Origin of the sequence: Streptomyces sp. NPDC048383 (genome assembly GCF_040651775.1) — a bacterium.
In the GTDB taxonomy this organism is placed as follows: domain Bacteria; phylum Actinomycetota; class Actinomycetes; order Streptomycetales; family Streptomycetaceae; genus Streptomyces.
This window is the reverse complement of sequence record NZ_JBEZKS010000003.1, coordinates 166,161-187,076: the sequence shown is the minus strand read 5'-3', so window position 1 is coordinate 187,076 and position 20,916 is coordinate 166,161. Positions and strand designations below refer to the sequence as shown.

At 72.4% G+C, this 20,916-nt stretch carries 17 protein-coding genes; 7 read left to right on the top strand and 10 right to left on the bottom strand.

Annotation, left to right across the window (positions count from 1 at the left end; genetic code table 11):
- Nucleotides 1-2 precede the first annotated feature (2 nt).
- The 6 genes from AB0D46_RS04675 to AB0D46_RS04650 all read right to left on the bottom strand — a co-directional run bounded on the left by AB0D46_RS04675 (nucleotide 3) and on the right by AB0D46_RS04650 (nucleotide 9,227).
- Nucleotides 3-2,027, bottom strand: coding sequence for an NADPH-dependent 2,4-dienoyl-CoA reductase (locus tag AB0D46_RS04675; RefSeq protein WP_362875809.1), 2,025 nt, complete (start codon nucleotides 2,025-2,027; stop codon nucleotides 3-5).
- A gap of 201 nt (nucleotides 2,028-2,228) precedes the next feature.
- Nucleotides 2,229-5,252, bottom strand: coding sequence for a glycoside hydrolase family 38 C-terminal domain-containing protein (locus tag AB0D46_RS04670; protein WP_362875808.1), 3,024 nt, complete (start codon nucleotides 5,250-5,252; stop codon nucleotides 2,229-2,231).
- Between the two features lie 111 nt (nucleotides 5,253-5,363).
- A complete protein-coding gene (locus AB0D46_RS04665; RefSeq protein WP_362875807.1) occupies nucleotides 5,364-6,275 on the bottom strand; it encodes a carbohydrate ABC transporter permease in 912 nt (303 codons plus the stop codon).
- Nucleotides 6,272-7,093 carry a sugar ABC transporter permease gene (locus AB0D46_RS04660; protein WP_362875845.1) on the bottom strand — a complete coding sequence of 274 codons (822 nt, stop codon included), beginning with the start codon at nucleotides 7,091-7,093 and terminating at the stop codon, nucleotides 6,272-6,274. The genes AB0D46_RS04665 and AB0D46_RS04660 overlap by 4 nt, the downstream gene beginning before the upstream one ends.
- Nucleotides 7,094-7,182: 89 nt before the next feature.
- The gene (locus AB0D46_RS04655; protein WP_362875806.1) at nucleotides 7,183-8,523 is read right to left on the bottom strand and encodes a sugar ABC transporter substrate-binding protein; all 1,341 of its coding nucleotides are present in this window, start codon (nucleotides 8,521-8,523) and stop codon (nucleotides 7,183-7,185) included.
- 344 nt (nucleotides 8,524-8,867) lie between these two features.
- The gene (locus tag AB0D46_RS04650; protein WP_362875805.1) at nucleotides 8,868-9,227 is read right to left on the bottom strand and encodes a hypothetical protein; all 360 of its coding nucleotides are present in this window, start codon (nucleotides 9,225-9,227) and stop codon (nucleotides 8,868-8,870) included.
- Nucleotides 9,228-9,428: 201 nt separating this feature from the next.
- Here AB0D46_RS04650 and AB0D46_RS04645 point away from each other — a divergent pair, with 201 nt between their 5' ends.
- A complete protein-coding gene (locus AB0D46_RS04645; RefSeq protein ID WP_362875804.1) occupies nucleotides 9,429-9,872 on the top strand; it encodes a universal stress protein in 444 nt (147 codons plus the stop codon).
- A 17-nt stretch (nucleotides 9,873-9,889) separates the two neighbouring features.
- On the opposite strand, the gene AB0D46_RS04640 is transcribed toward AB0D46_RS04645, so the two are convergent.
- Entirely contained in the window at nucleotides 9,890-10,834 is a 945-nt protein-coding gene (locus AB0D46_RS04640; RefSeq protein WP_362875803.1) for a serine/threonine dehydratase, read from the bottom strand.
- Between the two features lie 98 nt (nucleotides 10,835-10,932).
- Nucleotides 10,933-11,583, bottom strand: coding sequence for a TetR/AcrR family transcriptional regulator (locus tag AB0D46_RS04635; RefSeq protein WP_362875802.1), 651 nt, complete (start codon nucleotides 11,581-11,583; stop codon nucleotides 10,933-10,935).
- A 181-nt stretch (nucleotides 11,584-11,764) separates the two neighbouring features.
- Here AB0D46_RS04635 and AB0D46_RS04630 point away from each other — a divergent pair, with 181 nt between their 5' ends.
- The 4 genes from AB0D46_RS04630 to AB0D46_RS04615 all read left to right on the top strand — a co-directional run bounded on the left by AB0D46_RS04630 (nucleotide 11,765) and on the right by AB0D46_RS04615 (nucleotide 15,318).
- Nucleotides 11,765-13,471, top strand: a complete 1,707-nt coding sequence (locus tag AB0D46_RS04630; RefSeq protein ID WP_362875801.1) for a ricin-type beta-trefoil lectin domain protein — start codon at nucleotides 11,765-11,767, stop codon at nucleotides 13,469-13,471.
- A 272-nt stretch (nucleotides 13,472-13,743) separates the two neighbouring features.
- Nucleotides 13,744-13,992: a hypothetical protein gene (locus AB0D46_RS04625; RefSeq protein ID WP_362875800.1), complete on the top strand. Its 249-nt coding sequence runs from the start codon at nucleotides 13,744-13,746 to the stop codon at nucleotides 13,990-13,992.
- Nucleotides 13,985-14,554 carry an ECF RNA polymerase sigma factor SigK gene (gene sigK, locus AB0D46_RS04620; RefSeq protein WP_362875799.1) on the top strand — a complete coding sequence of 190 codons (570 nt, stop codon included), beginning with the start codon at nucleotides 13,985-13,987 and terminating at the stop codon, nucleotides 14,552-14,554. The genes AB0D46_RS04625 and sigK overlap by 8 nt, the downstream gene beginning before the upstream one ends.
- Nucleotides 14,554-15,318 (top strand): anti-sigma factor, encoded by a 765-nt coding sequence (locus AB0D46_RS04615; protein ID WP_362875798.1) that lies wholly within the window; start codon nucleotides 14,554-14,556, stop codon nucleotides 15,316-15,318. The genes sigK and AB0D46_RS04615 overlap by 1 nt, the downstream gene beginning before the upstream one ends.
- Before the next feature lie 73 nt (nucleotides 15,319-15,391).
- Here AB0D46_RS04615 and AB0D46_RS04610 read toward each other — a convergent pair whose 3' ends face one another.
- Nucleotides 15,392-16,684, bottom strand: coding sequence for a cytochrome P450 (locus AB0D46_RS04610; RefSeq protein ID WP_362875797.1), 1,293 nt, complete (start codon nucleotides 16,682-16,684; stop codon nucleotides 15,392-15,394).
- Nucleotides 16,685-16,785: 101 nt separating this feature from the next.
- On the opposite strand from AB0D46_RS04610, the gene AB0D46_RS04605 reads away from it, so the two are divergent.
- Nucleotides 16,786-17,709 (top strand): SDR family oxidoreductase, encoded by a 924-nt coding sequence (locus AB0D46_RS04605; RefSeq protein ID WP_362875796.1) that lies wholly within the window; start codon nucleotides 16,786-16,788, stop codon nucleotides 17,707-17,709.
- 48 nt (nucleotides 17,710-17,757) lie between these two features.
- On the opposite strand, the gene AB0D46_RS04600 is transcribed toward AB0D46_RS04605, so the two are convergent.
- Nucleotides 17,758-18,516 carry a TetR/AcrR family transcriptional regulator C-terminal domain-containing protein gene (locus tag AB0D46_RS04600; RefSeq protein ID WP_362875795.1) on the bottom strand — a complete coding sequence of 253 codons (759 nt, stop codon included), beginning with the start codon at nucleotides 18,514-18,516 and terminating at the stop codon, nucleotides 17,758-17,760.
- A 98-nt stretch (nucleotides 18,517-18,614) separates the two neighbouring features.
- On the opposite strand from AB0D46_RS04600, the gene AB0D46_RS04595 reads away from it, so the two are divergent.
- The gene (locus AB0D46_RS04595; RefSeq protein WP_362875794.1) at nucleotides 18,615-20,882 is read left to right on the top strand and encodes an excinuclease ABC subunit UvrA; all 2,268 of its coding nucleotides are present in this window, start codon (nucleotides 18,615-18,617) and stop codon (nucleotides 20,880-20,882) included.
- Nucleotides 20,883-20,916 lie beyond the last annotated feature (34 nt).

Below are 20,916 nucleotides of genomic sequence, written 5' to 3'. Positions count from 1 at the left end.
GGTCAGAGCCCGGCGGCCAGCTCGGTGCCCTGCCGGATGGCCCGCTTGGCGTCGAGTTCGGCCGCCACGTCGGCTCCGCCGATGAGGTGCGCCTCGACGCCGGCGGCGCGGAGCTCCTCGTACAGGTCGCGGCGGGGCTCCTGGCCGGTGCACAGCACGACGGTGTCGGCGGGGATCAGCCGCGCCTCGCCGTCGACGGTGATGTGCAGGCCCTCGTCGTCGATGCGCTCGTACGTCGCCCCGGCGACCGAGACCACCCCGCGGTGCTTGAGCTCCGCGCGGTGGATCCAGCCGGTGGTGGTGCCGAGGCCGCTGCCGACCTTGGTGGTCTTGCGCTGGAGCAGGTGCACCCGGCGCGGCGGGGCGGGCCGCTCGGGGGCGGTCAGGCCGCCGGGGCCGGTGTAGGCGGTGTCGACGCCCCAGTGGCGGAACCAGACCTCGGGGTCCTGGGCCGCGCCCTCGCCGCTGTCGGTGAGGAACTCGGCGACGTCGAAGCCGATGCCGCCCGCGCCGACGACGGCGACGCGCTCGCCGACGGGGGCCCCGTCGCGCAGCACGTCGAGGTAGCTGACGACGTTGTCCCGGTCCACGCCCTCGATGGCGGGGGTGCGCGGGCTGACGCCGGTGGCGACGACGACCTCCTCGTACTCCCGCAGGGTCGCCACGTCGGCCACGGTGTTCAGCCGGACGTCGACGCCGCTGTCCACGAGTTGGGTGCCGAAGTAGCGGATGGTCTCCTCGAACTCCTCCTTGCCCGGGATGCGGCGGGCGATGTCGAGCTGGCCGCCGATCCGGCCGGAGGCCTCGTACAGGGTGACGTCGTGGCCGCGGCCGGCGGCGGAGACGGCGCAGGCCAGACCGGCGGGGCCGGCGCCGACGACGGCGACGCGCTTCTTCAGTCGGGTGGGCGCGAGGACGAGTTCGGTCTCGTGGCAGGCGCGGGGGTTGACGAGGCAGCTGGTGATCCTGCCGCTGAAGGTGTGGTCGAGGCAGGCCTGGTTGCAGCCGATGCAGGTGTTGATGGTCTCGGACCGACCGGCCGCGGCCTTCGCGACGAAGTCGGCGTCCGCGAGGAAGGGACGCGCGAGGGAGACCAGGTCGGCGCGGCCGTCGGCGAGCAACTCCTCGGCGACCTCAGGGGTGTTGATCCGGTTGCTGGTGACGAGCGGCACGCTCACCGCGCCCATCAGCCGCTTGGTGACCCAGGTGTAGGCGCCGCGGGGCACGGAGGTGGCGATGGTGGGGATGCGGGCCTCATGCCAGCCGATGCCGGTGTTGATGATGGTGGCGCCCGCCGCCTCGACCTCCTTGGCGAGGCGGACGACCTCCTCCAGGGTGGAGCCGCCGGGGATCAGGTCGAGCATGGACAGGCGGTAGACGAGGATGAACTCCTCGCCGACGGCCTGTCGGGTGCGGCGGACGATCTCCAGCGGGAAGCGCGTGCGGTTCTCGTACGCGCCGCCCCAGCGGTCGGTGCGCTTGTTCGTCGCGGCCGCGATGAACTCGTTGATCAGGTAGCCCTCGGAGCCCATGATCTCGACGCCGTCGTAGCCGGCGAGCTTGGCGAGGCGGGCCGCCCGTACGAAGTCCTCGACGGTGCGCTCGACCTCGATGTCGGAGAGCTCGTTCGGTACGAACGGGCTGATCGGGGCCTGGAGCGCGCTGGGGGCGACGAGGTCCTTGTGGTAGGCGTAGCGGCCGAAGTGGAGGATCTGCATCGCGATCTTCCCGCCCTCCGCGTGCACCGCGTCGGTGATCACCCGGTGCTCGGCGGCCTCCTCCTCGGTGGTGAGGCGGGAGCCGCCCTCGAAGGGACGTCCGGCGTCGTTGGGCGCGATGCCGCCGGTGACGATGAGGCCGACGCCGCCGCGGGCGCGCTCGGCGTAGAAGGCGGCGAGGCGCTCGAAGCCGCCCTCGTGCTCCTCCAGGCCGGTGTGCATCGAGCCCATGATCACCCGGTTCGGCAAGGTGGTGAAGCCGAGGTCCAGGGGGCTCATCAGGTGCGGGTAGCGGCTCTGGGAACTCATGGGGGGCGCCTCCTCGCGCGGGGGTGATGAACATGTTCTAGCGAGGCTCGGGCGGTTTTGCAACTAGGTGCATAACCAGATGGGGGCGGTTCGGACACCCTCCCCGCCTCCCACCGGCCCGGTCCGCCCCTCCCTGTGGCGCAGTTCACGGCCCGGACACCCTCGCCGACGTGACGGAACCGGGCACGGTGACGGTGAACGTCAGGTGCGGCGCAGCCGTACGGTGACGATCTGGAACGGGCGCAGCGTCAGGGCGATCCGGCCGTCCGCGGCCGGAGCGGCGACGGCGGAGCCCGCCAGGGGCCGCTCCAGGAGGTCGCTCTCGACGGCGGCGGTGATCGCGAAGCCGGGCGTGAGGTGCGCCGTGGCCCGGCCGCCGCGGGACTCGTACAGCCGGACGACGACGTCGCCGCTGCGGTCCTCGGCGAGTTTGACCGCCTCGACGACGACCGCGTCCTCGTCCACCGCCAGCAGCGGCTCGACCGGGCCGGCCCCCGTCACGACCCGTTCGGGCAGGTTCAGGGCGTGGCCCTCCCGGACCGCGTCCCCGGTCGTGGCGCCGGGTGCGAGGGAGAACCGCAGGGTGTGTCGCCCCTGGTCGGTCTCCGGGTCGGGGTAGCGGGGCGCGCGCAGGAGGGACAGTCGGACCGTGGTGGTCCGGCCGCCGTCGGGGCGTACGTCCCGGGTGACGTCGTGCCCGTAGGTGGAGTCGTTGAGCAGGGCCACGCCCCAGCCGGGCTCCTCCACCTGGATCCAGCGGTGGGCGCAGATCTCGAACTTGGCCGCGTCCCATGAGGTGTTGGTGTGGGTGGCGCGGTGAACGTGGCCGAACTGGGTCTCGGCGGCGGACCGTTCCGCCGCTACGTCGAGGGGGAAGGCGGCCTTGAGGAACTTCTCGCTCTCGTGCCACCGCACGTCCACCCCGAGGTCGACGGTCCGGGCGCCCGCCCGCAGCGTGATCGTCTGCACGGCCGTGGACGAGCCGAAGGAACGGGTGACGGTGACGCTCGCCGCGTCCGGCCCGGCCTCGGTCACCTCCATCGAGTCCAGCGCGACGAGGTCGGTGACCCTGTTGCGGTAGAACGCGTCGATGTCCCACGCGTCCCACATGTTCGGGAAGTCGGGATGGATCTGGAGCAGGTTCGCCGCGCTCCCCGGGGCGAGCGCCTCGCGTCCCCCTTCCAGGTCGTAGGCGGAGACGAGCAGCCCGCGCCCGTCGACCTCCACCAGCAGTCGGCCGTTGGCCAGGACGTGCCCGCCGCCGTGCCGTTCCTCGATGGTGACGGGCTGCGTCGCCGCCTCGGGACGGCCCGCGCCGCCCGCGGGGATGCCGCGCCGGGCGTGCGGGGCGCAGTTGAAGACGAGTTCCTCGGTCCCCTCGCCCGCCAGGGCCGCCTGCGCCGCCCCGGTGATCGCGAGGAGTTGCTCGCGCACGGCCGCGTACGTCGCCCGGGCCTCGCGGTGCACCCAGGCGATGGAGGAGCCCGGCAGGATGTCGTGGAACTGGTGGAGCAGTACGGTCTTCCAGAGCCGCTCCAGGTCCTCGTACGGGTAGGCGAAGCCGGGAACGCGCACGGCGGCCGTCGCGGCCCACGACTCGGCCTCCCGGAGCAGGGATTCGCTGCGCCGGTTGCCCTGCTTGGTGCGGGCCTGGGAGGTGTAGGTGCCCCGGTGCAGTTCCAGGTAGAGCTCTCCCGCCCAGACGGGCGCGTCCGGGTACTCGGCGTGCGCCTTCTCGAAGAAGGCGTCGGGCCGTTCGACCTCGACGCGCGGGGAGCCTTCGAGGTCGCGCTGGCGCCGGGCGCGGGCCAGGTGTTCGCGGGTGGGTCCGCCGCCGCCGTCACCCCAGCCGAAGGGCACCAGCGAGCGCGAACCCCGCCCCTTCTCCCGGTAGTTGCGTGCGGCGTGGGCGAGTTGGGCGCCGCCCAGGTCGCTGTTGTAGGTGTCGACGGGCGGGAAGTGCGTGAAGACGCGGGTGCCGTCGATGCCCTCCCACCAGAAGGTGTGGTGGGGGAACTTGTTGACCTGGGACCAGGAGATCTTCTGGGTCAGGAACCAGTGCGAGCCGGACAGCTTCACGAGCTGCGGCATGGCGGCGGTGTAGCCGAAGGAGTCGGGCAGCCACACGTTCCTCGTCTCGATCCCGAACTCGTCGAGGAAGAACTTCTTGCCGTAGAGGAACTGGCGGGCCATCGCTTCGCCGCCGACCATGTTGGTGTCGGACTCGACCCACATGCCGCCCACCGGCACGAACCGGCCGTCCGCGACCTTCTTCTTGATCCGTTCGAAGAGTTCGGGACGGTAGGTCTTGATCCAGTCCAGTTGTTGGGCCTGGGACATGGCGAAGACGAACTCCGGGTGCTCGTCCATCAGCGCGAGCACGTTGGAGGTGGTCCGGGACACCTTGCGGACGGTCTCGCGCAGCGGCCACAGCCAGGCCGAGTCGATGTGCGCGTGCCCGACGGCGCTGATCCGGTGCGCCGAGGCGGTGGCCGGTGCGGCGAGGACCGGCGCGAGGCGAGCGCGGGCGGCGGCGGCCGTGGCGGGGACGTCGGCGAGGTCCACCTCGTCCAGCGCGGAGTCGACGGCCCGCAGGATCGCGTACCGGCGGGCGTCGGCCCCGTCGAGCTGCGTCATCAGCTCCTGGAGGACTTCGAGGTCCTGTACGAGTTCCCAGACCTCGGTCTCGAAGACGGTGAGGTCCATCCGGGCGAGGCGGTAGAGGGGCTGGTCCCCGCTCGTCGGCCGGTCGCCCTCGTAGGTGGGCGAGTGGCTGACCAGGACCGGGTTGGACGCGGCCTCGACGTACCACTCGACGCGCTCGCCGCCCGCCGCCCGGTCGGCGACCCGGACCCAGTCGTTGTACGGGTTCAGCCCCTTGACCTCGCTGCCGTCGGCGCGGTGGACCAGGCCCTCGCACTGGAAGCCGGGCATCATCCGCTCGAAGCCGAGGTCGAGCACGGCCTCGACGGTGCGGCCCGCCCAGTCGGCGGGTACCGAGCCGGTGACCTTGAACCAGGTGGTGCCCCAGGCCGGGCCCCACGCGTCACCCGTCGCGCAGGGCCCGTACGGGGCGGCCAGGCCCTCGGCGACGGGCACCGGTTCGCCGGGCGCCTCCCAGCGCTCGACGGTGAGCGGCAGCGAGCGGGAGCGGACGGCGGGTTTGATCCGCTCCGCGAGGACGCGGCGCAGGCGGTGTTCGGCGATGCTGCGGTCGTCGTGCATGACGGCGGCTCCAGGAGGAGGGGTCGGGCGGGCGGGGCTGCGGGACCGGAACAGGGATGGTGGGCAGCGGGCAGCGGGCAGCGGTCGGCGGGCAGCGGTCGGCGGCCCGCGTCAGGTCTTGACGGCCCCTTCGGCCACGCCCTTGAAGAAGTAACGCTGGAGGGCGAAGAAGAGGAGCATCATCGGGATCAGCGCGGTCATCGCCCCGGCGGCGATGGTCCGCTGGTCGCTGGTGGTCGTGGCGCCGGCGAGGGTCTTCAGGCCGAGCTGGAGGGTGTGGTTCTCGCTGTCGGTGAGGACGAGCAACGGCCACAGGAAGTCGTCCCAGGCGCCCATGAAGCTGGTGATGCAGACGACGGCGAGGGCGCCCTTGGCGGAGGGCAGGAAGACGCGGGTGAAACGGGTCCATTCGCCCGCCCCGTCCAGGACCGCCGCCTCCTCGATCTCCCGGGGCACGGCCAGGAAGGCCGCCCGCATGATCATGATGTTGAGGACGGAGACGGCTCCCGGCAGCCAGACCCCGATGAGGGTGTCGATGAGACCCATCCCCCGCACCGTCAGGAACATCGAGATCATCACGGACTCGAAGGGGAACATCAGGGTCGCCACCAGGACGGTGAAGACGCTCCGGCGGCCCTTCCAACCGGCCCGGGACAGGGCGTAGCCGCCCATGGCCGCGAACAGCAGGTTGGAGGTGACGGACAAGGCCGCCACCATCAGCGTGTTGCCGACGTACTGGAGCAGGGGGAACGACTCGGCGACCAAGGCGTAGTTGTCCAGGGTGGGCCGGGAGGGCAGCAGGCCGTCGTACACGTTCTCGGTGCGGCCGCGGATCGAGGTCAGGAACTGCCAGACGATCGGGCCGACCATGACCACGAGCATCAGCATCAGCGTCGCGTACCGGGCGGTGCGGCCGAGGAGGCGGCGGCGCAGGTCGGCGCGGACGCGCGGGTCCGGTGGCGGGCGCCGGGCCGGCGCGGTGGTCGGGGTGGTCGCCGGGGCGCGGTCGGCGGGGGCGTTCACGCGTCGTCCCTCCGGGACAGCCGGTGGCCCAGCAGACTGAAGGCCAGGGTCAGCAGGAACAGCAGGAGGGAGATGGCCGAGGCGTAGCCGGTCTCGCCGGAGTAGCCGAGGCCCACCTGCCGGATCAGGAACGGCAGGGTACGGGCGCCGCCGCCGGGGCCGCCGCTCTCGCCGCCGAGGATGTAGATCTCGGTGAACACGCGCAGCGCCGAGATCGCGGAGAGGGTGCCGACCAGCAGCATCATCGGTTTGACCTGGGGGACGGTGATGCTGAAGAAGCGGCGTACGGAGCCGGCGCCGTCGAGGGCGGCGGCCTCGTACAGGGAGGCGGGGACGTTCCCGAGGGCCGCCAGGTAGAACACCATGTAGTAGCCGAGGCCCTTCCACACCGTCACGATCATCGCGGAGAGCAGCAGCATGGTGCTGTCCGTCAGGAACGGAACCGGCTCCGAGACGACACCGAGCCGGCGGAACACCGTGTTGACGAGCCCGTCGCTGCGCAGCACCCACTGCCAGATCAGGCCGACGACGACGGCGGAGGCGATCACGGGCGTGTAGAACGCGGAACGGAACAGCCCGATCCCGGGGATCCGCGCGCGTACGAGGACCGCGAGGGCGAGCGGCAGCAGCACCAGGCAGGGGACGACGACGGCGAGGTAGAGGACGCTGTTGCCGGTGGCCAGCCAGAAGTCGGGGTCGCCGAGGGCGCGGGTGTAGTTGTCGAGGCCGACGAAGTCCCCGCCGCGCAGGATCCGGGCGTCGGTGAAGGACAGGATCACGGTGTTGACGAACGGCCAGACGCTGAACAGGGCCACCATGACCAGCCCGGGAGCGAGGAAGAGGTAGGGCGCCCACCACGTTCGGTGGGGCAGACCGGCGTCACCTCCCGCAGCGGACCCCTTCGCCGTCACGGGCGGGCCGCGGCCGACAGGAGCGCGTTGGCCGCCTCCTGGGCCCTGCGCACCGCCGTCCTCGGATCCTGCTCCCCCAGGATGGCCTTCTGCATCTCGCGCACCACCGCGTCACCGACCTGACTGGTCCACTGGACCGGGGTGTTGGCGTCGAGCCCGGCACTCTTCAGCTGTTCGGCGCCGATCGCGCGGGCCACCGTCTCGGCGTCCTTGCCGTCGCCGCGGTCGGAGAAGTACGGGTCGTCCAGGCCCCGGGCGTTGGACGGGTAGATGGTGGCCTTCCGGGAGAACTCCACCTGGTTGGGGCCGTTGGTCACCCACTTGGCGAACTCGGCCGCCGCGTCCGGGTGTTCGGTGTCCTTTCGGATGCCGAGGGCTTGGGCGTAGATGCCGATGTGGCCGAGCCGGCCGGTGACGGCGCCGGCGACCCGGGTGCGCTCGTAGACCTGCGGAGCGTTCTGCCGGATGTCCTTGACGAAGCCCGGGGAGCCGGGGCCGAAGACCAGCTTTCCGGCGCCGTAGAGCTGGTTGATGTCGTCCGACTTGAGCAGGGACTCCTTCGGCATGGCGCCCTTGGCGTACAGGTCCTTCATCCGGTCGACCCACTCGACGGCCTTGTCCGTGTCGAAGGTGAAGCGGTCCCGGCGCTCGTTGAGGATCGGGACGCCCATCTTCTGCCAGTCCCCGGGCAGCCGGCTCTTGGGGTCGGCCATGAAGGCGGCGTACCGACCGCCGGAGCGGGCGGCGATCCGCTCGGCCTGGTCGAAGAACTCCTCGACGCTGGTGGGTGGTCGGGCGGGGTCGAGACCGGCCTTCTCGAAGAGGTCCGCGTTGAAGGTGAGGATCTCGGGGGTCACGTACCAGGGGTAGGCGTACACGCCGTCGCCCCGGCCGGGAAGTTCGAACTGCTCCCAGGCGCCGGGAACGTACTCCTTGGCGACCTCGGCGTCCCACGCCGAGACGTCGGCCAACAGCCCTCGTTCACCGAGCAATTGAAAGGAGTCGGTGGAGAGGTTCACCACGTCGGGGAGGGCGCCCGCGCCGGCGTCGGCGACGAGCTTCTCGTTGTAGCCGTCTCCGGGTACGTCCTCCCACTTCACCGTGACGTCGGGGTACCGCTGCTCGAAGGAGTCGATGACGCCCTGGACGTAGCCGGTGAACTTCGGCTTGAGCTGGAGGGTGCGGAACGTGATCCCACCGGACACGGTCCCCGTCCGTTCCGCGTCCTTGCCGTCCGCCGCTCCCCCGCCGCCGCCCAGCCCGCACGCGGACAGCGACAGGAGGCCGCCCGCGAGCAGGGTGGTGAGGGTCGTGCGCACCGCCTGGGAACGAGTCATCTCCGCCGCCTTCGGGGGAAGTTCCGACCCTGCGGCCGGAGGGCGGTGCCCACGCTGTCCGCAATCCCCGGGCCCGTCAACGTGCCCGAAATCCCATTGGCCGACGGGACGCGCTTCCCTTGTGCCGCCGGATAACCGACGCGTCACCCCGGGTCCCCGTACCGGACGGCGCCCACCTGGACTGATGCGCTTTAGTCCTGATCCTTTCCGGCGCGGCACGATGCGATTTCCGAGGCGAATTGCGGGCGCGGTTTGACCTCTTGTCGCCGGTCCGGAAGCAGTCGCACTCGCGCGGTTTATCGGTTGCGCCCGCACAGCCGCCGCCCGGGGCCGACGCGACGTGGCTACTTCATGCGGTAGGCGGCCTTGTCGGCGAGTTTGCCGTCCTTGAAGCACAGGCGCAGTACGTCGGAGCTGCTGTTGTCGGTGCTGGAGAGGTACCAGGCACAGGTGCCGCCGACGGGTTCGGCCGGGCCGCCGTCCTTGAGGGCGTCCTTGACGAAACTGTCGCCCGACGGGAGCTTGGCGCGGACCTCGGTCTCGGGATCGCCGATCCGCACGGCCTCGTAGACCTTCGGGTCGAGCAGGGTCTTGTCGGCGACGTCGAGGAGCTTCCCCGCGCCGAAGAGGACCGCGACGACGAGGCCGACGCCCACCACCAACGCCACGCCGCAACCGATCAGACAACCCTTGCGCTGAGCCACGCCCGTTCCTCCGAGTCCGCCGTGCCCGGTGCCCTTCACCGTGACGTGACGACCTTCGCAGTGGGCGCCTTCGGCGTGCCGTCCCCGAAAGTCTCGGGCTGCCGCAACGATCGTCGTTCGTCGCCGCCGTTCGCGGTCGCGCCCCCGGGGGCGTGTATACAGGAGGAGAAGGACGATCCGGACGAAACGAGAGGAACCCCTGTGAGTGAGCCCGTCGAGCCCCTGATCGTCGTCGGTGTGGACGGTTCGAACCATTCGAAGGAAGCGTTGCGCTGGGGCGTCGCCCAGGCCAAGGCCACCGGCGGCCGCGTACACGCCGTCATGAGCTGGGACTGGAACACCAATCCGTTCGCCGTGGGCACCGCCGAGCAGGCCGACCTGGTGCACGCCGAGGACGCGGCGCGGCAGAAGCTGTCGGACACCGTCGCCGAGGCCGTCGGCACCTCGCCCGGCGTACCGGTGTTCCGCCGGGTCGAGCGGGGCGCGCCGGCCCAGGTCCTGGTGGAGGCCTCGCGGGAGGCGGAACTGACGGTGGTGGGCACGCGCGGGTACGGCGGGATCAAGGGCGCGCTGCTGGGGTCGGTGAGCCAGCAGGTGGTCCAGTACGCGGCCTGCAGTGTCGTCGTGGTCCGTCACCAGGACTGACGGCCCGTGGGGGCCGCTTACGCGTCCCCGGGTACGGGAGCCGTCAGGTCGGCGGGGTCGGTGTTGGCCCCGCACAGGACGACGGCGACCCGCTTGCCCGGCAACCGGCGTGCGGAGCGCAGCGCGGCGAGGGCGGTGGCGGCGCCGGCCTCGACCACGATCCGGTGCTCCTCCCACAGTTCGCGTCGGGCCGCGATGATCTGCGCGTCGGTGACGAGCACCGAGTCGACGTCGCCGCGTTGCGCGGCGGCCAGCGCGTCGGCGGAAACCCGGGTGGCGCCGAGGGAGTCGGCGGCCACAGACTCGACGGGGACGTCGACGGGGCGGCCCGCCTCCAGGGCGGCGTTCAGGGCCCGGCAGTTCTCGGGTTCGGCGGCGGTGACGTGGACGCCGTGCTCGCGCGCGGCCGTGGCGATGCCCGCGAAGAGTCCGCCACCGCCGACCGCGACGACGACCGCGTCCAATCCGGGCAGGGCGTCGCGGATCTCCTCCAGCAGGGTTCCGGCGCCGGCGGCGATCAGGGGATGGTCGTAGGCGTGGCCGGCCAGCGCCCCGTGAGCGGCCGCGAACTCCTGGCTGGCGGCGAGCGCTTCGGAGTACCGGTCGCCCACGAGGCGCACGTCGGCGCCGTAACCGCGCAGCCGCGCCACCTTGACGGGTCGGGCGTTGGCCGGCAGGAACACGGTCGCGGGCACGCCGTGGGCGCGGGCCGCCCAGGCGCAGGCGATGCCGGCGTTGCCGCCGGAGGCCATCGTCACGCCGGCGGCGGGCAGGGTCCCGGCGGCGCGGTGCGCGGCGAAGAAGTTGTGGGCGCCGCGGGCCTTGAAGGAACCGGTGTGCTGGAGGTATTCCAGCGCGTACCGGACGCCTTCGGCGGCGGGCACGACGGCTACGGGCCGGACGATGCCTGCCAGTCGCTCCGCGGCGGCGCGGACGGCGGCGTGGTCGAGCTGCGTTTCCATGGCTGACTGCCTTTCTGGTGACGGGATTCGGGGAGCGGGGGCCGACCGCCCCCGGCGAGCCGATGCGGTCGGGCCCCAGCGGCCGATGCGGTCGGCTCTCAGCGAGCCGATGCGGTCGGCGCGGCCGCCGCGATGAGTTGGCGCAGGGCGCCGTAGTAGACCTCGTGGTCGGTCAGCGGGGGCAGTACGTCGGCCGTCGCGCCCGCCAGCACGGGGAACTCGGCCGGATCCAGCGCGGCCAGCGCGGCCCGGGAGGCCGCGACGGCGGCGGCCGGATCGCGGTGGTCCACGAAGGCGGCGCTGCCCAGCGTGAGCAGGTACATGCGGCGGTAGACGGTCATCGCCTCGGCGGGACTCATCCCGGCGGCGACGTTGTCGGCAAGAGCGGGCTCGACGAGCCGGGCCAGCAGGTGCCGGCCGAGCCAGGGGCGTCCACCGCGCAGGACCAGCAGCCCGGGGTGCGCGGTCAGCAGCCGGTACAGGGCGCCGAAGCGCAGCTCGGTGGCCTCGGCCCAGCCGGTGCCGGCGGGGACGTCGGGGAGTTGGGCGGCCAGGTGCTCGGTGCAGAGGTCCAGCAGGCCGGCGAGGTCGACGCAGCGGCGCTGGACGGTGGCGTGGGAGACGTCGAGCCGGCCGGCGAGGGCGCGGAAGCTCAGCTGCCCGGGGCCTTCCTCGTCGAGGATCCGCAGGGCGGCCACGGCGATGGCGTCGGGGGTCGCGCGGTCGAGGGAGGCTGATCTTCTCGGCATGAGATACACCGTATCAGCCACCGACACATACGGCGTATCACCACGTTCGCGTGATGCTCACTACGGCCATATTGCTGGTCATCACGCCATATCCCGTCACTTGTGTTGACAGCGGGTAGTCACATCGCTGCACTGGGCGCACGACTGCCCGTCGGTACCTCCCCCACGTCAAGGAGACCCCGTGCCGCCTCGCCTGCGTGCGTCGCTCCCCTGCCTGACAGCGGCCGCCCTGCTCGCCCTGTGCCTGTGCCCCGCCCCGGCCTCCGCCTCGCCGGCCGCTCCCGCCCCGGCGGACCCCACCGCGACCTCGGACACCCCGCTGGCGCTCACCCCGCCCATGGGATGGAACAACTGGGCGCACCACATGTGCGACATCGACGAGGCCACCGTCGTCGCGAACGCCGACGCGCTCGTATCGACCGGACTCGCCGCCAAGGGGTACGACACCGTCACCATCGACGACTGCTGGATGCTCAAGAGCCGTGACGCGGACGGCGATCTGGTCGTCGACACGGAGAAGTTCCCGCACGGCATGCTCTGGTTGGGCGAGTACCTGCACGCCAAGGGGCTCAAGTTCGGGATCTACGAGGACGCCGGCTACCTGACGTGCGAGAAGTACCCGGGAAGCGGCGCCCCGAACGGCGGCGGCGAGGACAACTACGCGCGCGACGCCCGGCTGTTCGCGTCGTGGAACGTGGACTACGTGAAGATGGACGGCTGCAACCTGTGGGTGCCGCCGGGCAGGACCAAGGAGGAGGCCTACCGGGACGCGTACCACGCCGTCGCGAAGGCGCTGCGCGACAGCGGCCGGCCCATGGTGCTCTCGGCCTCCGCGCCCGCCTACTTCCAGCAGGGCGAATGGGGCGGCTCCGACTGGCACAAGGTGCTCGACTGGGTGGGCGGGACTGGGCAGTTGTGGCGTGAGGGCCGCGACATCAAGGTCTACAACCCGGCCGCTCCCGACACCTCGCGGTGGAGTTCGGTCCTCGGCAACTACGGCTACAACCGCTGGCTCGGCCGGTACGCGGGCCCCGGCAACTGGAACGACCCCGACTTCCTGATCGCGGGCGCCCCCGGGCTGACCGAGGCGGAGAGCCGCAGCCAGGTCGGGCTGTGGGCCATGATGGCGGCCCCCTTCATCCTGTCCTCCGAGGTCGCGGAGCTCACCCCGGCCGGGCTGGCCGCGCTCGGCAACACCGATCTGATCGCCCTGGACCAGGACCGGCTCGGCCGGCAGGGCGCGGTGGTCTCCTCCAACGCCACCTTCGAGGTGCTGGCCCGGCCGCTGGCGAACGGCGACCGCGCGGTGGCGGTGCTCAACCGCTCCGCCGCCGACCGGGACATCTCCGTACCGCTGGCCGACGTCGGTCTGCACGCCTGCACGGTGGACGCGAAGAACCTGTGGGACGGGAAGAGCACCGAGGTCTCGACCTCGCTGACCGGCCGGCTCGCCGCGCACGACACCGTCGTCTGGCGGCTCACCCCGCGCGGCTGCGGCGACGCCGTGCCGACCGGCCAGGTCGTCGGTACCGGTTCCAAGTGCGTCGACGGGGCCAACACCACCGGTGTCGGCGCGCTCGTCCTGGCCGGTTGCACCGCCGGCGCCGACCAGCGCTGGACCCTCGGGGAGCAGGGTCGGCTGCTGCTGGCCGGGGAGTGCCTGGCGGCCGACGGGGACGGCCTCGTCGAGCTGGCCGGCTGCGGGAACGGGCCGCAGCCGGAGCAGCGCTGGAACCACCGGCGCGACGGGGCGCTGGTCCACGGAGCGAGCGGGCTGTGCCTGACCGCGCCGCCGACCGCGACGACCCCCGACGCACCGGCCGAGCGGCTGCGGCTGGCCGACTGCGGCGACCACCGGCCCGATCAGGCCTGGTCGCTGCCCGTCTGACGGTCGGGGGCCGGCCATCGGGTCCCACCGGCCGCGCTCCGGCCCGTACACGACCCGCCGTCCTCCGGCCCGCCAGTCGGGGCGTGATCACCCTGCCGGGGGAATCACGCTCCCCGTGCGGGGGGAGCCGTGAGCGAACGGCCGGCCGTGCGGCGGGGCACTGGGTTCACTGGCCCGGCCATGTGAGGGGCGGGTAGCGGAGCGATCCGGTGCCCGCCCCTTTGCGACGTCAACGGGCCGCGAGGCCGACCGGCCGACAGGAGCGCACCGACGTGACCGACGTGCCAGAGGTGTCCGGGACCGGCCCGGAGCAGTCCGGGGCGAGCCGGCCGCCGGCCCGGATGGGCGATCTGTGGGACCGGCACGCCGACGGCGTGGTGGAATTGCGCAAGCGGCGGCCGTCGGGCCTGGCGGACGACCCCGCCGGGGCCAATCCGGCGGCCCACCGGCTCCGAATCGCCGTCGAGACCTGTGGATGCGAGGCAATGGGTGCGGATCCCGGAGGATCGGTCCGTGAATGACGCGACACGGGCCGACGAAGGCCTCGCCGTGCTGCTCGGCCGGGTCGCCGAGGGCGACGAGACGGCCTTCGGCTCGGTGTACGAAGCGGTGTGCGGGCGGGTGCTGGGCGTGACGCTCGCGGTCCTGCGCGACCGGGCCCAGGCCGAGGAGGTGACCCAGGAGGTGTTCGTCGAGGTGTGGCGCACCGCCGGCCGCTACCGGAGCGACCGGGGCAGCGTACGGACCTGGGTGCTGACGATGGCCCACCGCCGGGCGGTGGACCGGGTGCGGTCGGCCCAGGCGTCGACCGACCGGGAACGACGGGCCGCCCGGCTGGACTCGGCGCTGCCCGAGTTCGACGAGGTCAGCGAGGCGGCGCTGGAGCGCGACGAGGCGGCGCGGGTGCGCCGCTGCCTGGGCTCGCTGACCGGGATCCAACGCCAGTCAGTGACACTGGCCTACTACCGGGGCCTGACCTGCCGCGAGGTGTCCGAGGCGCTGTCCGTGCCGCTGGGCACCGTCAAGACCCGTCTGCGGGACGGCCTGCTGCGGCTGCGTGACTGTCTCGGGGTGAGCGGCTGATGAGTACGGAAAGCGTGCACGAGGCGACGGGCGCCTACGTCCTGGACGCCCTGCCACCGGCCGAGCGCGCCGCGTTCGAGGCGCACCTGGCGACCTGCCCGGACTGCGCCCGGGAGGTACGGGAATTCGCGGCGACGGCGGCGCTGCTCGGCGCGGCCGTGGCGGTGGAGCCGCCGCCCGGGCTGCGGGACGAGGTGCTGCGCCGGATCCGGGAGGCGCCGGCCGGCGCCGACGAGACCCCGGCTTCGAGGCCGGCGGCGGCCCGGCACGCGGCCCGGGCCGGTCGGCCGTGGGCGCGGTACGCCCTCGCGGCGTGCGTGGCGGCGGCCGTCGGACTCGGCGGGGTCGCGATCGGGCAGTTCCAGGAGGCCGAGGGCGCCCGCCAGGACGCGCGGCGGGCCGAGGCCCGGGCGACGTCGCTGACCCAGGTGCTGTCGGCCCCCGACGCCCGGCTGACGAGCGGCCGGATCGCGGACGGCGGGACGGGCACGGTGGTGGTCTCCCGGGACCGGAACCGGGCCGTGTTCGTGCCCTCCGGGATGACGGCCCCGCCGCCGGGGCGGGTGTACCAGTTGTGGTACGCCGACCCCGGCAAGGGCATGCGCCCGGCGGGGCTGATGGACCCGGCCCGTCCCGACGCCCCGGCGCCGCTGGTGGGCCCGGTGGGCGGAGCGACCGGGATCGGCGTCACGGTGGAGCCGGCGGGCGGCTCGCCCGCGCCGACGTCGGACCCCTTGGTGGTGCTGGCCTTCCCGGCGGCGTAGACCCCGTGGGCCCGCGCCCACGGGTCTACCCGATGGCCGTACCGGCGCTCCGTCGCGAGGGCCTTGAGACGGCCTACGCCCGGGAGAGGCGGACCGGGAGGGCCTCTACGCCGTTGCCGATGAAACTGCGTTGGCGCGGGAGGTCGGCCTCCGGAACGGCGAGGTTGAGGTCGGGGAAGCGGGCGAAGAGCCGTTCCAGGGCGATGCCGGCCTCCAGTCGGGCGAGCGGGGCTCCCACGCAGTAGTGGGCGCCGTGCCCGAAGGCGAGGTGGCGGCCGGCGCCGGGGCGGGTCACGTCGAAGCGGTCGGCGTCCGGGCCGTGGAAGGACGCGTCCCGTCCCGCGGCCGTGTACCCGGCGAGGACGGGGGTGCCCCGCGGGATCACCGTGCCGTCGATGCTCAGGTCGCGGGCCGGGTAGCGGAACGGGAACCAGCTGACCGGGGAATCCCAGCGCAGGGTCTCGTCCACGACGTCCGACCAACCGGCCTTGCCGTCCTGTCCGGCCAGGACGACGGCGAGCTGGTCGCGATGCGTGCACAGGGCGCGGACGGCGTTGCTGATCAGGTTGAGCGTGGTCTCGTGTCCGGCGACGAGCACCAGGCGCAGGGTGCCGATGAGTTCGGCCTCGCTGAGCCGGTCGCCGTCCGCGTCGCGCGCGGCGATCAGGGCGCTGGTGAGGTCCTCTCCCGGGTCCCGGCGTCGGGTGGCGGCGATGGTGCCCATCAGCTCGACGAGTTCGCGTACGGCGGCCGTCTTCTGCGCCGGGGTGCTGACGGTCGAGACGATCACCGTGTGGGACAGCCGGTGCAGCGGGTCCCGGTGCTCCGGGTCCACTCCGAGCAGCTCGCAGATGACGCCCATCGGGAGCGGCAGCGCGAAGTGGGTGAGCAGGTCGGTGACGCCGTCGGGCGAGGCGTCGGCGGCCCGGCCGAGATCGTCGAGCAGGGTGTCGGTCAGTTCCTCGACGCGGGGGCGCAGGCGTTCCACCTGGCGGGCGGTGAAGGCGTTGCCGACGAGGGCGCGCAGGCGGCGGTGGTCGGCGCCGTCGGCGGTGTGCATGCCCTGGGCGTCGGCGAAGACCCGCAGCGGCCAGTCGGCGGGGACGGTGCCGTCGCGCAGTCCGGGAAAGTGCCGGGAGTCCTTGGCCGTGTCCGGGTGGGCGAGGAACTCCTTGAGGGCCTCGTGCCCGAGGACGATCGCGCCGGGCACCCCGCCCGGCAGGACGACCTCGGCGACGGCGCCCAGGCCGCGCAGCCGGGTGTTGAGGGCGTGCGGGCATCCTCCGGCCGGATCGATGACGTACGGGGCTTCGACGGCGGTCGGCTCGGGCTGCACGGGCGGTACGGACGACTGGGGTAACGACACGCCGGCTCTCCTGACCTGGTGGAAGCAGTCCGGTCAACAGTGGGGCCTGGGGGGCGTGTTGTACAAGACCTGCCGCCACGGGCGCGACGTAGGGTCGGGCCATGTCCGAATCCGAGCGGAACCTGCAAGGCAAGGTCGCCCTGGTGGCGGGCGCGACGCGGGGTGCGGGCCGGGGCATCGCCGTCCAACTGGGTGCGTGCGGCGCCACCGTGTACGTGTCGGGGCGCAGCAGCGCGGCCGGCCGGTCCGAGTACGACCGGCCGGAGACGATCGAGGAGACGGCCGCGCTGGTCACGGCGGCCGGTGGGCGGGGTGTCGCGGTGGTCGCCGACCATCTGGTGCCCGCGCAGGTGGAGGCGCTCGTCGCACGCATCGACGCCGAGCAGGGACGCCTCGACGTGTTGGTGAACGACATCTGGGGCGGTGAGCGGCTCTTCGAGTGGGACAGCACCGTCTGGGAGCACGATCTGGACAACGGGTTGCGGCTGCTACGGCTCGCGGTGGACACCCATGCCATCACCAGCCACTACGCGGTGCCGCTGCTGCTGCGCGCTCCGGGCGGGCTGGTCGTGGAGATGACCGACGGCACCGTCGACTACAACACGGACCGCTATCGGGTGTCGTTCTTCTACGACATCGCCAAGTCGGCGGTGCTGCGGATGGCGTTCGCGCTCGGGCACGAGCTGGGGCCCCGGGGTGCGACCGCGGTGGCGCTGACCCCGGGTTGGTTGCGTTCGGAGATGATGTTGGAGGCCTTCGGTGTGAGCGAGGCGAACTGGCGCGACGCGCTGGAGAGGGTGCCGCACTTCGCGATCTCCGAGACCCCCTCCTACGTCGGCCGGGCGGTCGCGGCGCTGGCCGCCGACCCCGAGGTGTCCCGTTGGAACGGACGTTCGCTGTCCAGCGGCGGGCTCGCCGGGGTGTACGGCTTCACGGACCTGGACGGCAGCCGGCCGGACGCCTGGCGGTACATGGTCGAGGTGCAGGACCCGGGCCGACCGGCGGACGCGACCGGATACCGCTGACCGGGCCTCGGGAGACCCCGCGCCGGCCGCCGGTGCCGGTGGCGCGGTTCACGGGGTGTCCGTGCCGATCCGGCGGGCGAGTCCGTCGAGGAGGCAGCGCAGGCCGAAGTCCCATACGACCTCCGGGTCGAAGGCGCCGACGGCCGCCCCGACCCGGCCGGCGAGCGGGTAGCGCTCCGGGTCCATGGCCCGCTCCAGCAGGGGCCCGACCAGCGCCCACCACTCGTCGTCGCCGCGGTGCCGCTGGTGCTCGGCGACATCGGCGGCGGCCAGGGCGTTGGCCTGGACGAAGCCCAGGAGGTGGGTGAGCGCGGCGTCCATCTCGGTGTCCGTGAGGCCGATGCCGTCGAAGGCGGCGAGCTCGTGCTCGTACTTGCCGATCACCCCGGGGCCCAGCGGCGGGCGGGTGCCGGCCAGGTCCGCGATCCACGGGTGGCGTACGAGCAGGTCCCGGTTGTCGTGGGCGATCCGGGTGACCCTCTGCCGCCATGGCTCCTGCCCGGCCGGTTCCCGGCGGTGCATGTGCCGGTAGGCCTGGTCCAGCATCAGGTCGAGCAGTTCGGCCTTGCCGGGTACGTACGTGTACACGCTCATCGGGGTGACGCCGAGGCGTTGGGCGAGGGCGCGCATGGTCAGCGCGGCAGCCCCCGCTTCGTCGGCGAGGGCGAGGGCGGCCGCGACGACGGCGTCCACGGTGAGCCCCTGGCGCGGACCCCGGCGCCCGCCGGCGGGCCCCTGTCCGGGCTCGCGCCACAGGAGTTCCAGCGTGCGGACGGGGTCGCCCGCGCCGCTGCGTTCCTTCGCCATCTCCGACCCTTCCGCCCCGCTCGTCAATTAGATACATCGTACAGAGTACGGCGTATAGAGTAACTCGGAGACGACACCGACACCCAGGGGGAACACGCGTGAATCCGGCCCGCCCCGCAGACGGCCACCAGGACATCCAGGTCCGCGGAGCCCGTGAGAACAACCTCGCGGACATCTCCTTGGACATCCCCAAGCGCAGACTGACCGTCTTCACCGGCGTGTCCGGCTCGGGCAAGTCCTCGCTCGTGTTCGGCACCATCGCCGCCGAGTCGCAGCGCATGATCAACGAGACGCACACCGCCTTCATCCAGTCCTTCATGGCGAGCCCGAGCCGCCCCGACGTGGACGCGCTGCACAACCTGAGCGCCGCCATCGTCGTGGACCAGGAGCGGATGGGAACCGGATCGCGCTCGACGGTGGGCACCGCCACCGACGCCTCCACGATGCTGCGGATCATCTTCTCCCGGCTGGGCGTGCCGCACGTCGGGACCTCTTCCGCCTTCAGCTTCAACACTCCGGACGGCATGTGCCCGCGCTGCGAGGGGATGGGCCAGGTCTCCGATGTCGACGTCGACCAGCTCGTCGATCGCGAACTCTCCCTGAACGAGGGCGCGATCACGGCCCCCGGGTTCGCCGTCGACTCCTGGTACTGGCAGATCATGGCCAACTCCGGGTTCTACTCCCCCGACACCAAGCTCAAGGACTTCACCGAGCAGGAGTGGGCCGACTTCCTGCACAAGCCCGCGGTGAAGGTGAAGGTCGGGTCGAACAACTTCACCTACGAGGGGTTGATCACGAAGATCGACCGGACCGTCCTCGGCAAGGACCGCGAGTCGATGCAGTCCCACATCCGGGCGTTCGTGGACCGGGCCGTGGTCTTCGCCGACTGCCCGGACTGCGGCGGCACCCGGCTGGCGGCGGCCGCACTGTCCTCGCGCATCGACGGGCTGAACATCGCGGAGTGCTCGGCGATGCAGATCAGCGACCTCGCCGCGGTCATCTCCAGGATCGACGACCCCGGCGTGGCGCCGATGCTGACGGGCCTGCGCGAGCTGCTGCACTCCCTCATCGAGATCGGCCTGGGCTACCTGAGCCTGGACCGGCCGTCCGGCACGCTGTCGGGCGGCGAGGCGCAGCGGGTGAAGATGGTGCGCCACCTCGGGTCCTCGTTGACGGACATCACGTACGTCTTCGACGAGCCGAGCACCGGCTTGCACCCGCACGACATCCGACGGATGAACGACCTGCTGGTACGGCTGCGCGACAAGGGCAACACGGTGCTGGTCGTGGAGCACAAGCCGGAGGTCATCGCGATCGCCGACCACGTCGTCGACCTCGGTCCGGGCGCGGGCACCGGGGGCGGACGGCTCTGCTACGCGGGCGACGTGGCGGGGCTGCGCACCTCCGACACGCTCACCGGCCGGCACCTGGGCCACCGGGCGCGGCTGCGCGATACGGTCCGTACGCCGCGCGGGCACCTGTCGATCAAGGACGCGAACCTGCACAACCTCAAGGACGTCGACGTGGAGGTGCCCCTCGGGGTGCTGGCCGTGGTGACGGGGGTGGCGGGCTCCGGGAAGAGTTCGCTGATCCACGGCTACCTCGCGGGGCGGGAGGGGGTGGTGGTGGCCGACCAGTCACCGATCCGCGGTTCGCGGCGCTCCAACCCGGCCACGTACACCGGTCTCCTCAACCCGATCCGGGCCGCCTTCGCCAAGGCCAACGGGGTCAAGGCCGCGCTGTTCAGCGCCAATTCGGAAGGCGCCTGCCCGAAGTGCAACGGCCTGGGGCTGGTGTACACCGACCTGGCGATGATGGGCGCGGTGGCCTCGGTCTGCGAGCAGTGCGAGGGGCGGCGGTTCACGCCCGAGGTGCTCACGTACCGGCTGAACGGGAAGAACATCAGCGAGGTCCTCGACATGCCGGTGGCGGAGGCCCACGCGTTCTTCACCACCGGACAGGCGCGGACCGTCCTGGGCCGACTGGCGGACGTGGGGCTGGGCTACGTACGGCTCGGTCAGCCGCTGAGCACGCTCTCGGGCGGTGAGCGGCAACGGCTCAAGCTGGCCATCAGCATGGCGGAGAAGTCCTCGACGTACATCCTGGACGAGCCGACGACCGGCCTGCACCTCGCCGACGTGGACAAGCTGCTCGCCCTGCTCGACCGGCTGGTCGACGACGGGAACTCGGTCATCGTGATCGAGCACCACCAGGCGGTGATGACCCACGCCGACTGGCTGATCGACATCGGTCCGGGTGGGGGCCACGACGGGGGCCGGGTGGTCTTCGAGGGAACTCCGGCCCAACTGGTGGCGGAGGCGGACACTTTGACGGCCCGTCACCTACGGGAGTACGTCGGGGGCTGAGGGACGCGCGGGCGGGCCGCGCGCCCGCCCGCGC